The organism is Leucobacter massiliensis (genome assembly GCF_002982315.1).
In the GTDB taxonomy this organism is placed as follows: Bacteria; Actinomycetota; Actinomycetes; order Actinomycetales; family Microbacteriaceae; genus Leucobacter; species Leucobacter massiliensis.
Genome location: NZ_MWZD01000017.1, coordinates 625,685 through 638,540, shown reverse-complemented (window position 1 = coordinate 638,540; position 12,856 = coordinate 625,685). Strand labels below are relative to the sequence as shown.

Annotated in this window: 12 protein-coding genes; 2 read left to right on the top strand and 10 right to left on the bottom strand. The window is 72.6% G+C overall.

Translation table 11 applies throughout. The features are described from left to right. Positions 1-330 precede the first annotated feature (330 nt). From B4915_RS09790 to B4915_RS09770, 5 genes are read right to left on the bottom strand one after another with little or no spacing between them, the layout of a single operon-like run. Positions 331-732, bottom strand: coding sequence for a Fur family transcriptional regulator (locus B4915_RS09790; RefSeq protein ID WP_105805588.1), 402 nt, complete (start codon positions 730-732; stop codon positions 331-333). 55 nt (positions 733-787) lie between these two features. Continuing rightward, entirely contained in the window at positions 788-1,636 is an 849-nt protein-coding gene (locus B4915_RS09785; RefSeq protein ID WP_105805587.1) for a metal ABC transporter permease, read from the bottom strand. After that, positions 1,633-2,577 carry a metal ABC transporter permease gene (locus tag B4915_RS09780; RefSeq protein WP_245907428.1) on the bottom strand — a complete coding sequence of 315 codons (945 nt, stop codon included), beginning with the start codon at positions 2,575-2,577 and terminating at the stop codon, positions 1,633-1,635. Before B4915_RS09780 ends, B4915_RS09785 begins: the two co-directional genes overlap by 4 nt. Next, positions 2,577-3,377 (bottom strand): metal ABC transporter ATP-binding protein, encoded by an 801-nt coding sequence (locus B4915_RS09775; protein ID WP_105805586.1) that lies wholly within the window; start codon positions 3,375-3,377, stop codon positions 2,577-2,579. Before B4915_RS09775 ends, B4915_RS09780 begins: the two co-directional genes overlap by 1 nt. After that, on the bottom strand, positions 3,374-4,480 hold the full coding sequence (locus B4915_RS09770) for a metal ABC transporter substrate-binding protein (protein ID WP_105805585.1): 1,107 nt from the start codon (positions 4,478-4,480) through the stop codon (positions 3,374-3,376). Before B4915_RS09770 ends, B4915_RS09775 begins: the two co-directional genes overlap by 4 nt. Positions 4,481-4,677: 197 nt before the next feature. On the opposite strand from B4915_RS09770, the gene B4915_RS09765 reads away from it, so the two are divergent. Next, the gene (locus B4915_RS09765) at positions 4,678-6,105 is read left to right on the top strand and encodes an amidase (RefSeq protein ID WP_105805584.1); all 1,428 of its coding nucleotides are present in this window, start codon (positions 4,678-4,680) and stop codon (positions 6,103-6,105) included. Between the two features lie 81 nt (positions 6,106-6,186). Here B4915_RS09765 and B4915_RS09760 read toward each other — a convergent pair whose 3' ends face one another. Further along, positions 6,187-7,029, bottom strand: a complete 843-nt coding sequence (locus B4915_RS09760; RefSeq protein WP_181158530.1) for an inositol monophosphatase family protein — start codon at positions 7,027-7,029, stop codon at positions 6,187-6,189. A 142-nt stretch (positions 7,030-7,171) separates the two neighbouring features. Here B4915_RS09760 and B4915_RS09755 point away from each other — a divergent pair, with 142 nt between their 5' ends. Beyond that, on the top strand, positions 7,172-8,239 hold the full coding sequence (locus tag B4915_RS09755) for an inositol-3-phosphate synthase (protein ID WP_105805582.1): 1,068 nt from the start codon (positions 7,172-7,174) through the stop codon (positions 8,237-8,239). A gap of 28 nt (positions 8,240-8,267) precedes the next feature. On the opposite strand, the gene B4915_RS09750 is transcribed toward B4915_RS09755, so the two are convergent. The 4 genes from B4915_RS09750 to B4915_RS09735 all read right to left on the bottom strand — a co-directional run bounded on the left by B4915_RS09750 (position 8,268) and on the right by B4915_RS09735 (position 12,692). Further along, entirely contained in the window at positions 8,268-9,494 is a 1,227-nt protein-coding gene (locus tag B4915_RS09750) for a Gfo/Idh/MocA family protein (protein ID WP_105805581.1), read from the bottom strand. 193 nt (positions 9,495-9,687) lie between these two features. Further along, positions 9,688-10,629 carry an ATP-binding cassette domain-containing protein gene (locus B4915_RS09745; RefSeq protein WP_105805580.1) on the bottom strand — a complete coding sequence of 314 codons (942 nt, stop codon included), beginning with the start codon at positions 10,627-10,629 and terminating at the stop codon, positions 9,688-9,690. Further along, positions 10,626-11,672 (bottom strand): ABC transporter permease, encoded by a 1,047-nt coding sequence (locus B4915_RS09740; protein ID WP_105805579.1) that lies wholly within the window; start codon positions 11,670-11,672, stop codon positions 10,626-10,628. The genes B4915_RS09745 and B4915_RS09740 overlap by 4 nt, the downstream gene beginning before the upstream one ends. A 27-nt stretch (positions 11,673-11,699) precedes the next feature. Continuing rightward, positions 11,700-12,692, bottom strand: a complete 993-nt coding sequence (locus B4915_RS09735; RefSeq protein ID WP_105805578.1) for a substrate-binding domain-containing protein — start codon at positions 12,690-12,692, stop codon at positions 11,700-11,702. Positions 12,693-12,856: the final 164 nt, after the last annotated feature.

The following is a 12,856-nucleotide window of genomic DNA, read 5'->3' as shown; positions in this document are numbered from 1 at the left end:
GGGGGGGGGGGGGGCGGGGGGCGCGGGCGCGGGGGGCCCCGTCAGCGATACGTTACGTGATGGGTTCGTGGCGAGGTATGTGGCCTAGGTAGTGTGGTCTCTGGGTATTTGAGGTCATCGTGTTTTAGAGTTGCATTTTTCTTTGTGGGAACAGACGACAGCACCCGAGACGTCGCCGTGGCAGGCGGCGGGGGGGGGGGAGGCGCGCACAGCACGGCGGGCCGCGACCCTCGAACCGGGGTCGCGGCCCGCCGTGCTGTGCGCGGGAAGGCGGCGCACGGCTGCGCAGGCGCCGCCGCGGCCCGGCGGCCGGGAGCCCCCGGCACGGGCCTACTCAGCGGCGGCGGTGCGGCAGCGCTCGCAGGTGCCGAAGAGGTCCACGACGTGCTCGATGTCCGAGAAGCCGTGCTCGGCGCCGACGCGCTGGGTCCACTCCTCGACGACGGCGGCCGAGAGCTCGCGGGTGTCGCCGCAGACACGGCAGATCAGGTGGTGGTGGTGCCCCGGCGTGGCGCAGCTGCGGAACAGGTTTTCGCCCTCGGGCGACTGCAGGGAGTCGGCCTCACCCGACTCGGCGAGGCCCGCGAGGGCGCGGTACACGGTCGCGAGGCCGATCGTCGAACCGCCCTCGCGCAGCGACTGGTGGAGCTGCTGGGCGCTCACGAAGCCGCGATGCTCGGCGAGCTGGGCGCGCACCGCCTCGCGCTGCCAGGTGTTCCGCTTCACCTGCATCAGGCACCTCCCACCGCTCGTGCGCCGCGCCGCGCGCGGGATCGCGCGCAACGACTCAGCATCTCCTCGTCGCCGGTACTCCCACCGTAGCGAACTTCGGGCGGAATGGTCGCCGGCTCCGCCGCAGGCCTGCCCGCAGCGCCAGCGCCAGCACGAAGGCCGCGGTGAGCACCAGTCCCACCGCGCCGCCCGCCGCCACCGCGAACTCCCGCGAGATCCACAGGCCGGCCAGTCCCCCGGCGACGCCGATCGCCGCCGAGAGCGGCGGGATCCACGCCAGGCCGGGCGCGAGCACCCGGGCCGCGGCCGCGGGCGCGATGAGCACGGCGACCCCCAGGATCGCCCCCACCGCGGGCATGGCCACGACCACGGCCGCCGCGATCACCCCGGTCACGAGCAGCTCGACCGGCCACACCCGGAAGCCGGCCGCGGCGTAGCCGACCGGGTCGAAGGTGTGGAACAGAATGCGCCGGCGCGCGAGCACCAGGACCACGAGGGAGACGAGCAGCACCGCGCCCGCGGCGGTCACATCACCGGCGGACACCCCCAGGGGCGAGCCGACGAGCAGGGCCTCCACCGGCACCCCGAGTCCCGGGTTCAGGCTCGCGAGCAGCGTGCCGAGCGCGAAGCCGAAGGAGAGCACCACGCCGCTCGTCACCTGCCGCCCCTGCCCGGGGACGCGGGCGAGGAGGGTCATGAGCAGCACCAGCAGCACCGCGAACAGCGCCTGGCCGAGCAGCAGGTTCCAGCCCACGACCGCGAATACGACGCCTCCCGGGAAGGTGGCGTGGCTGAGCGCCACCGCGAAGAAGGAGCGGCGGCGGAGCACGATGAGGGTGCCGGCGAGCCCGGAGAGCAGGCCGAGCAGGATCAGTTCGAGTGCGGCGAGCGCGAAGTAGCTCATGCGGGAGCCCCCCGGCCGGCGCCCGTCTCCGCCGGAGCCGCGAGGCCCGCAGCACGGCGGCCGCCGTGGGCTCGCCGCGCGAAGCGGAGCCCCGCGGGCACCCGTCCGAGCGCCGCGAGCAGGTACCCGGCGATCAGCAGCAGCACGACGACCGCTCCGGGCGAGACCGTCGCCCCGGCCTCCACCGACCACGCGAACGACAGCCACAGGCCGAGCACGCCTGCGAGCAGCGGCAGCACGACCGCAATCGGGATCAGCAGGGCGAAGCGGCGCGTGACCAGGCGGGCCGCCGCCATCGGCACCGTGAGCAGCGCGATGACCATGAGCACGCCGAGCGCCTGCACCCCCGCGACCACCAGCATCGCCACGGCGGCCCCGAGCGCGAGATCGGTGACGAGCGGCCGGATCCCCGCCGCCTCGGCGCCGGCCGCGTCGAAGGCCCGGAAGAGCTGCGCCCGGCGGGTGAGCCCGACGATGAGGATCGCCGCGGCGGCCACGACGACGATCTGCCACAGCTGCGCCTCGGTGACCGTCAGCAGCCTGCCGAAGAGCAGCTCCTGCAACTGTGACACATAGCCCTCCTGCCGGGATACGAGCACGACGCCGAGGCTGAACAGCCCCGTCAGCACGACGGCGATGGCGGCGTCGGCGGCGATCCCGCCCCGCAGCTCGATCACCGTGAACAGGGCAGCCGCGATGAGCGCCGCCGCCGCGGCACCGGGCAGCAGGGCCGCCGTGCCGCCGAGCGCGGCCCCGATGACGAGCCCGGGGAAGACCGCGTGCACCAGCCCGTCGCTGACGAACTCCAGCTCGCGGAAGCTGATGAACAGGCCGACGATCCCGGCCGCGAGCGCGAGCAGCGCGACCGTGAGCAGCGCCCGCGACATGAACGGCAGCGCGAAGGCGTCGATCAGCGGCACGGCCATGATCGCGCCGGGCACTACTCGGTCTCCCGGGTCGTCGTCACGGTGTGGTGATCGAGCTCGACGGTCGTGTCCTGGAAGGCGTGCTGCACGGCGTCGAGGGTGAGCGCCTCGTCGAGCGGACCGAAGGCGGCCGGGTGACCGGGCTCGCCGGGTGCGTGCCCGGTCGCGAGGAGCAGCACGTGGGTGCAGGCCGCCTGGGCGATCTCGAGGTCGTGCGTCGAGACGATCACGGTGCGGCCCTCGGCGCGCAGCTCGCGCACCAGGCGCAGCAGCGCCTCGCGGTTCTCACGGTCGAGTCCGTTGAAAGGCTCGTCGAGCAGCAGCAGCCGGGGATCGGAGACGAGCGCGCGGGCCAGGATGCCGCGCTGCTGCTGACCGCCGGAGAGCTCACCGAAGCGCCGCCCGGCGAAGGCCGCGAGCCCGACGCGCTCCAGCGCCCGCGTCACCGCTGCGCGGCCCTCACGGCCGATGGGCCGCAGCGCCCCCCGCGAGCGGTAGAGTCCCATCGTCACGACCTGCCGCAGCGTGACGGGCAGCGACGCGTCTCGGGTGTCGGCCTGCGGGAGGGATCCGATGTGCGAGCGGGCATGCTCCGGGCTCATCCCGAGCACGCGCGCCTCGCCGGCGGTGAGCTGCGCGAGGCCGAGGATCCCGCGCAGCAGCGTCGACTTCCCGGAACCGTTGGGGCCGATGAGCGCGAGCGCGGCGCCCTCGTCGAGGGTGAGCGTGAGACCCTCGACGCGGGTGATCCCGGCGTAGCCGAATGCGGCGCCGCTCAGGGTGAGCGCGCCGTCGGCGTGTGCGCGATTCGTCATTCCTGCAGCGTAGCGGGCGCGGGATCGGCCTTCACGCCCCATGCGTCGAGGATGACCCGGGTGTTGTGCACGGTGGCGCCGATGTAGCTGTCACCGTCGCTGCCGGGAGCCCCGAGCGAGTCGGCGTAGAGCGTGTCGGCGTCGACGACCTCGACGCCGGCCTCGCGGGCGATGGTCTGCGCGAGCTTGGGACTCATGGACGACTCGACGAAGATCGCCCGCACTCCGTGCTCCGTGATCGAGGCGACGAGCGCGTCGATGTCGGCGGCGCTCGGCTCGGCGTTGTCCTCGAAGCTGGGCAGGATCGCGCCGGCGAAGGCGATGCCGTAGTCGTGCAGGTAGTAGCGCAGCGAGTCGTGGCCGCTGACGAGCACGCGCTCGGCGGCGGGCACGCGGTCGAACTGGGCGGCGGCCCAGTCGTCGAGTGCGGCGAGGCGCGCGGTGTAGTCCTCGGCGCGCTGGGCGTAGTCCTCGGCGTGCGCGGTGTCGGCGCGCTCCAGCCCGGCCGCGATCTCGGCGACCATGCCCTCGGCCATGCGCGGCGAGGTCCAGATGTGGGGGTTGAGGTCGCCGTGGTCGTGGTCCTCGGCGCCGTGGTCGTGGTCGTGGTCCTCGGCGTGGTCGTGCTCCGCGTGGTCGTGCTCCGCGTCGTCGGCGTGGGCCTCCCCGCCCTCGGCGGTGATCGCCTTGGCCTCGGCGAGGTCGATGCCGTCGCTCGCGGTGATGATCTCGCCGTCGAAGCCGGAGGCCTCCACGGCCGAGTCGACGAAGGTCTCCAGCCCGGCTCCGTTGACGATGAGCACATCGGCCTCGCCGAGGGCGAGCAGGTCGGCGGGGCTCGGGTCGAAGTGGTGGGCGGAGCCGCCGGGCGCGAGCAGTCCGGTGAGCTCGATATCGTCGCCGCCGATCTCGCGGGCGAAGTCGGTGAGCTGCGTGGTGGTGGCCACGACCCGGAGCCGGCCGTCGGCCTCGTCGCCGCCGCTGGCGCCCGAGGACGCCGCGCCGCACCCGCTGAGCGCGAGCACCGCGGCGAGCGCGGCGCCGCCGAGGGCGGCGAAGCGGAGGGGGCGACGGGCGGGGGTCGACTGCGAGCTGCGTGGCATCGGGTTCCTTCTCAGTGATAATCGGTCTCACTATAGAATGTAATGAGAACCGTTCGCAACACGGCGCGCCCGCGGCCGAGCCTCCCGGCACGCGCGCGGAGCCGCCGCGCCAGCCGCTGACGGCGCCCCGGCACACGCGCGGCCGGTGCCGCCCCGGGATTCCGGGCGGGCGCGGAAGCCCCCGCTAGCCTGGGGACATGAGCGTGCCCGAGACCGCAACCGGCCTGCACGAAGCGCTGCGCGCCGGCGAGCTGACCGCGCGGGAGGCGACCGAGCACTTCCTCCGCCGGATCGACGACCGGCGCGAGCTCGGTGCCTTCATCACCGTCACCGCGGAGCAGGCCCTCGCCGAGGCCGGCCGAGCCGACGCCCGCCGCGCCGCGCTGACCCGCGACGAGCGCGCGCGCCCCGCCGCGCTGCCGCCCCTGCACGGCCTGCCCCTCGCCCACAAGGACCTCGTCGACGTCGCCGGGGCCCCCACCACCCTCGGCAGCGCCGCACTCCCGCACCCCGTGGCGAGCGGGGACCACCCCGGCGTCGCCGCGCTCCGCGCGGCCGGATCCATCTCGCTCGGCAAGACCCAGGTGCCCGAACTCGGCCTGAACGCCTACTCCGAGAACCTCATCGCGCCCCCGGCGCGCAATCCGCGCGACCCCGGGCGCACCCCGGGCGGCTCCTCGGGCGGCAGTGCGGCGGCGGTCGCCGCGGGCCTGCTGCCCGTCGCGCCCGGCAGCGACGGCGGCGGTTCGATCCGGATCCCGAGCCTCGCCTGCGGCCTCATCGGCCTGAAAACGGGCCTCGGGGCCGTGCCCACCGACCTTGACCGCGGCCCCGTCGACGAGTTCGGCGCACCGCGCCTCACGGTCTCGGGTCCCATCGCGCGCACCGCCGAGGACGCCGCGCTGCTCTTCGACGCCATGGCGGGCAGCACGGTGCGCGGGGAGCCCGCGCCGGGGACGGGCCGCGCGCTCCGGGCGGTGCGCGCAGCGGAGCGGCTGACGGGGCTGCGGATCGGGATCAGCACCGCCTCGCCGTTCGAGGCCGCGCACCCCGTGCCCCTCTCTGCGGAAGCGCGCCTCGCCTGGCAGACGGCGGCGGAGCGGCTCGCGGACCGCGGCCACCGGCTCGAGGAGGCCGCGCTGCGATACGATCCGCGCTACCCCGAGGCCTTCGGCATCGGCTGGATGGCGGGGCTGTCGCTGCTCGAACTCGAAGCCGGGGCCGAGGAGCGGCTGGTGCCCTTCACGCGGGAGTTCCGCGATCGGGCGCTGGCGCGAAGTCGAGAGACCCACCTGGCCGCGGGGGCGGCGCTGCAGGAGATCGCCGCCGATCTGCGACGGCAGTGGGGCGCCTACGACGCGGTGCTCACCCCCGGCCTCACCATGCTTCCGCCGGACATCGGCGCCTTCCTGGCGCTGCCACCCGAGGAGGACTACCGCCTGCAGTGCGAGTGGGCCGCCTACACCTCGATGGTCAACGTCTCGGGCCTGCCCGCCATCGCGATCCCGATCCTCGAAGTGCCGAACCCCTCGGCGCCCGGGACCCTGCCCATGGGCGCCCAGCTCATCGGCCGGCCCGGATCCGAGCCGCAGCTGCTGCAGCTCGCCGCTCAGCTCACCGCCTGAGCACCGTCCGCCGCCAGCCCGCGCACGGACGGCGCCCCGGCCGCGGCGGTCCTCCCGCTCCGGATCCGGGCAGCTCGCCGCTCAGCTCGCGGGGCGCACACTCTGCGTGCGCATGATCTCCCGCAGGGAGGCGAAGCCGGCGCCCGCCACCTCGGCGTAGTAGTGCGGGGCGAGGTGGGCGATCCTCGCGGGCACCGGCTCGCCGTCGCGGTAGCCGAGGAAGGTGCCGCCCGCGCGCCGCACGATCAGCGATGCGGCCGCGACGTCCCAGGGATGCGTCTCGAAGGAGACCGTCGCGTCGATCCATCCCGCCGCGACCCAGCAGAGTGCGATGCAGCTGCTGCCGAGGCCGCGCAGCTGGGCGAACTCGCGCGTCGCCTCCGCGAACTGGCGCAGGGCCAGCTCGGGGAAGTGCACGAGGTCGCGGGCGAGGGGGAAGTTCATCGCCACCGTCGCGCGCCCGGGCTCCGCGAAGCCGCGGCTGCGCAGCGGCTCCTCGCCGAGGAAGGCGCCGCGCTCGTCCGCCCAGAAGAGGTGATCGGAGACCGGATCGTAGACCACGCCCGAGACGAGCTCCCCGTCGCGCTCGACGCCGATGCTCACCGCCCACATGGCGATGCCGCGCGCGAAGTTCGCGGTGCCGTCGATCGGGTCGACGTACCAGCTCAGCGGGCCCGATCCGCCGCCCTCGCCCTCCTCCTCGCCCACGATCCGCGAGCCGGGAAAGGCCGCGAGGATCACCTCGCGGATGCGCCGCTCGCAGGCGCCGTCGAAGGCGGTGACCGGGTCGTGGATCCCGCTCTTCAGCTCGACGCGCAGCTCGGGCGCGCGGAAGCCGCGCAGCGCGATCGCTCCCGCCTCGCGGGCGGCACGGATCGCGACCTCGGTGATCGCCGCGTCGTCGGCGCGCTCTGCACTGCTCACGAAGTCCTCGCTCTCGTTCCGGGCCGAACGACTCGGCGCCACCAGACATAGGTTACAAAGCCCGGAAGATGTAAGGTCGAAGGCGGATCGTTCACAGCGGAAGGGCCCCCGCGGGGGCCGAGCACCGAAGGAAGTACGTGCAATGGGAGTCAAGGTCGCCCTCGCGGGTGTCGGAAACTGCGTGAGCTCGCTCGTGCAGGGGGTCGAATACTACCGGGAGGCCGCGGACGACGCGCAGGTGCCCGGTCTCATGCACGTGCGGCTCGGCGGCTATCACGTCTCGGATCTCGAGTTCGTGGCGGCCTTCGAGGTCGACGCCGACAAGGTGGGCAAGGACCTCGGCGAGGCCATCTGGGCCGGTCGCAACAACACGATCAAGTTCTCCGAGGTGCCGGCGCTGGGCGTCACCGTGCAGCGCGGGCCCACGCTCGACGGCCTGGGCGAGTACTACCGCGACGAGGTCGAGGAGTCGGCGGCCGAGCCCGTCGACGTGGCGCAGGCGCTGCGCGACTCGGGCGCCGAGGTGCTCGCCTGCTATCTGCCCGTCGGCAGCGAGCAGGCCGTGAAGCACTACGCACAGGCCGCGCTCGACGCGGGCGTCGCCTTCGTCAACGCCGTGCCGGTGTTCGTGGCGAGTGACCCCGAGTGGGCGGCGAAGTTCGAGGCGGCCGGCCTGCCCATCGTGGGCGACGACATCAAGAGCCAGGTGGGCGCCACCATCACGCACCGCGTGCTCGCGCGCCTCATGGAGAGCCGCGGGGTCGCCCTCGACCACACCTACCAGCTGAACGTCGGCGGCAACATGGACTTCAAGAACATGCTGGAGCGCAGCCGCCTGAAGTCGAAGAAGATCTCGAAGACGCAGGCCGTCACCTCGAACATCGACGTCGATCTGCCCGCCGACGACGTGCACATCGGGCCGAGCGACCACGTGCCGTGGCTCACCGACCGCAAGTTCGCCTTCGTGCGGCTGGAGGGCCGCGGCTTCGGCGACGTGCCGATGAGCCTGGAGTACAAGCTCGAGGTGTGGGACTCGCCCAACTCGGCCGGCACCATGATCGACGCGATCCGCTGCGCGAAGCTCGCGAAGGACCGCGGCCAGGCCGGCCCCGTGGAGGCCGCATCGGCGTACTTCATGAAGTCGCCCCCCGTGCAGAAGCCCGACCACGCCGCGCGCGAGGAGCTGGAGGCGTTCCTGGCGGAGGCCTAGGGCCGGCTCGCCGGCGGCGCGGCCGCGCTCAGACGCCGCGCAGGGCTGCCGTGGTGCCGCTCACCGGGGCGCACGCCTGCCAGCTGCGCGCCTCGGCGGAGCGCTCGGCCGCGCTCGTGACCTGTGCGGCGGAGAGCGCGTCGTTGATGTTCGAGGGCCGCGCCGCACGACCGAGCACCGCCCGCACGAACTTCTGCGCCTCGATGACCTTCAGGTCGTCGTAGCCCATCGAGGTGCCGGCGCCGGGCTGGAAGCGGGCGAAGTCGCCCATGCCGGCGTGGGCCATGACGCGCGCGTACCCCTGGTGCTCCGCGCCGAGCCCTCCGGAGAGCTGCAGCTCGTTCAGCCGCTCGAAGTCCCAGAGGGCGGATCCCTCGGTGCCATAGACCTCGATCCCGTAGCTCGCCCGCGGCCCGACGGCCACCCGCGAGGCCTCGAGCGTGCCGACGGCGCCGGCGGCCACGGCGTCGCCGCCGAGGCGCACCAGCATCGCCGCGTAGTCCTCGTTCTCCACCGGTTCCATCCGGCCGCCCTCGACGAGCGCGAAGTGGGAGCCGGCGCCCGCCTGCGCCTCCGGGCGCTCGGCGTACACGGTCGAGGTGAGCGCCGTGACCTCGGCGATGGGCCCGAGCGTGTAGTGCACGAGGTCGACGAGGTGACCCATGAGGTCGCCGAGCACGCCGTTGCCCGCGTGCTCGCGCACGAAGCGCCAGGAGCGCGCCCCGCGCGGGTCCGCGGAGTAGTCGGCGAACATGCGCCCGCGCACATTCGTGATGCGACCGAGCGCACCGGTGGCGACGAGTTCGCGCAGCTGCTCGACGGCGGGGGCGTGGCGGTAGTTGAACCCGATCGAGGTGACCACTCCGGCCTCCGCCGCGGCCTCGGCGACCGCCCGGGTCTCCTCCTCGCCGCGCCCCGCGGGCTTCTCGATCCAGAAGTGCTTCCCGGCGCGGGCCGCGGCGATGCCGATCTCGGCGTGCAGGAAGTTGGGGGAGCAGATGGAGACCACATCGACCTCGGGGTCGGCGAGCACCTCTCGGTAGTCCGCCGAGGCCCGCTCGTAGCCGAGCACCTCGACGGCCTCCTGCGCGCGAGCGGCGACGGGATCGGCGGCGTGCACCAGGCGGGGCCGGAGCCGCAGCTCGGGGTAGGCGTAGCGCAGATTGGCGTAGGCCCGGCTGTGGAGCTGCCCCATCCATCCCACGCTGATCAGGCCGACCCCGATCGTCGTCGTGCCGTCGTCGTTCGTCCGCATGCTGCTGCTGTTCTCCCTCGTGATTCAGCGGTCCGCGCCCCGGCGGAGCGCTCCGGCGGCGCGACTGCCGCGCCGCTGCCGTTCTGGACCGGTCGGATTGTATGTACCAAGCCCGGCTGAGCGCGAGCCCGGGCGCCGCGGGCCGGCGGAGGCGCGGGTGCGGGGCCGCCGGGACCGGCCCCGCACCGGGACGCTATCCGCGCTCGCCCTCCGGCAGATCGCGGATGTTCACCGTCTCGGTCACCGCCACCCGGCCGACGCCGGCCGCGGTGTCCTCCTCGATCTCGTCGCGGATCGTGCGCACCGTGTCGGTGCTCGCGCCGGCGTCGCGCAGCTCGTGCACGAGCGCCTCCAGCTCGGCGCCGCCCGCCATCAGGCCGGTCAGCTCCTCGAGGGAGATCTCGCCCTTCTCGTAGTACCCGATGTTCTGGCCGCGGCGCAGCAGCAGGAAGCGGTTGCCGACCGGATAGGCGTGGTGGGGGTTGTGGGTGATGAAGATCACGCCGAGGCCGCGATCCCGGGCCTGGACGATGTACTTCAGCACCACGCCGGACTGCTTCACGCCCAGCGCCGCCGTCGGCTCGTCGAGGATCAGGACCTTCGCGCCGAAGTAGACCGCGCGCGCGATCGCCACGCACTGCCGCTCGCCGCCCGACAGGGTGCCGATGGGCTGATCCACATCGCGCAGATCGATGCCCATGTCGAGCAGCTCCTGCTTGGTGGTGCGCCGCATGAAGTCGACGTCGAGCTGCTTGAACGGTCCCCAGCCCTTCGTCACCTCGGATCCGAGGAAGAAGTTGCGCCACACCGGCATCAGCGGCGCGACGGCAAGATCCTGGTACACGGTCGCGATGCCCCGCGTCAGCGCTTCCCGCGGTGAGGAGAGCTTGACGGGCTCGCCCTCGATCTCGAACACCCCCTCATCGTGCTGGTGCAGGCCCGCGATGATCTTGATCAGCGTCGACTTGCCGGCGCCGTTGTCGCCGAGCACGCACATCACCTCGCCCGCGCCCACCTTCAGGCTGACGTCGCGCAGGGCGATGATGTTGCCGTAGCGCTTGCCGGCCCCGCGCAGCTCGATCAGCGGCACGGCCGCCGCCGGCTCCGCGCTCGCCGTCTCCGCACTCGCGTTCATTTCTTTCCTCCCTTGGCGGCGCGGCGCTGCAGCCAGAAGTTGAGCACCGTCGCACCCAGCAGCATCGCGCCCAGGAAGAAGCGCAGCCAGTCCGGGTTCCACTCCGCGTAGACGACGCCCTTCAGCGCCATGCCGTAGATCAGGGCGCCGATCGCACCGCCGATCGCCGAACCGTAACCGCCGGTGAGCAGGCACCCGCCCACCACCGCGGCGATGATGTAGAGGAACTCGTTGCCGATGCCCTCGCCGGACTGCACCGTCTTGAACGCGAAGAGGTTGTGCATGCCGAGCAGCCAGGCGCAGAAGCCGACGCCCATGTACAGGCCGATCTTCGTGCGCGCGACGGGCACCCCGACCGCCCTGGCGGCCTCGGGCGCGCCGCCCGAGGCGTAGATCCAGTTGCCCACCCTCGTGCGGCGCAGGATCCAGGTCGCGACGATCACGAGCAGGATCCAGTAGACGACCGTGATCTTGATCCGGACGCCGAACACCGGGATGTCGGAGGCGAAGACCGCCGCAGCCGAGTCGAAGCCCGGCCACTGCGCGATCGAGGGGCTGGCGACGCCGCCCGTGATCATCCGGGTCACGCCGAGATTCAAGCCGGTGAGCATGAAGAAGGTGGCGAGGGTCACGATGAAGCTCGCGAGCTTGGTCTTGATCAGCAGCCAGCCGTTGATGAAGCCGACGGCCAGCGAGAACACGAGGCCGACGAGCACGCCGACCCACACGTTCGTCCCGAACCAGTAGACGAAGAGCGAGGCGGTGAGCGCGCTCGAGATCACGCCGACGCCGGTGGAGAGGTCGAACTCCCCGCCGATCATCAGCAGCGAGACGCCCAGCGCCATGATCCCGACCGTCGACGCGCCGTAGAGCGTCGTCGCCAGGGAGCTCGGCTGGGTGAACTGCGGTGCGACGACCGCGAACAGGACGAAGAGGACGAGTGCGGCGGCCGTGGCCCCGGCTTCTGGTTTGGTGAAGAACTTCGTGAACCAGTTGCCGGAGGCCAGGCGCTCGTCAGCCTTCACGGCTGGTGGTGCAGACATGGGGGGTGCTTTCTGTCGTGGCGCGGGCTACTCGCCGGAGTCGTCGCTCTCGAACTGGACGGCGACGCTCGCCAGGTTGTCGGCGTTGACGACCGCGGGACCGGTCAGCACGGCCTTGCCACCGCCGAGCACATAGCCGCCGTCGTGGTAGAGCCGCACGGCCTCCACGCTGGAGAAGCCCTGCAGGTACGGCTGCTGGTCGATGCCGAAGAGCATGGTGCCGTCCTTGATCGCCTGATAGACGTCGGCGTTCAGGTCGGTGGTGGCGAGCGTCGCGCTGCTGCCCGCGTCGGCGATCGAGTCCTTCGCGGTCATTGCGAAGGGGGCGCCGAGGGTGAGCACGCCGTCGATGCCGGGGTCGGTCTGCAGCTTCGAGGTGATGGTCGATGCCACGTTGGTCATGTCGGTGCCCTGCACGTAGAGCACCTCGGATTCGCCCTCGAAGGTGTCGGCAAGCCCCTCGCAGCGCGATTCGAGGCCGACGTGGCCCTGCTCGTGGATGACGCAGACGACGTTGCTCAGACCGGCTTCGGTGAACTGCTCGCCCGCGGCCTGGCCGGCGATGAACTCGTTCTGGCCGAAGTGCGCGAGCACGCCGAGATCCGCGTACTCCTCCTCGCCGGCGTTGATGCTGAAGACCGGGATCCCCGCGTCGACCGCGCTCGACACCGCGCCCGACATGGCGTCGGCCTTCGCGAGCGTCACGACGATGCCGTCCACCCCCTGGTCGACGGCCTGCTCGACGAGCTGCGCCTGGCGCCCGCCGTCCGGGTCGGAGGTGTAGAGCAGCTCGATGTTGTTCCGTTCGGCGGCGTCCTCGGCGCCCGTGCGGATGGTGTCCCAGAAGGTGTCGCCCGGTGCGGCGTGGGTGACGAGCGCCACCTTCAACGGCTCGAGCTCTGCGGTTCCCTCGGCGGAACCGGCGGCGCCGCCGGCACCCGCGGGCGAGCCGCACGCGGCGAGCACCAGCGCGCCCGCGGCCGCGACCCCGGCAAGCCCGAGCTTGCCCCAACGACTCATGCGTGTTCTCAACATCGTTTCACTCCATCGTGTAATTGAACTAATGTCGTTACAAAGCTTGCGCCTCGTGTTTACAGTACCGTAACTCCCCGCCGCCCGCGAGCCTCCCCGTAAAGGTTCCATAACGACTCCCGCAGCCCCCGGGCGAGGCGCTCCCGGAAGCT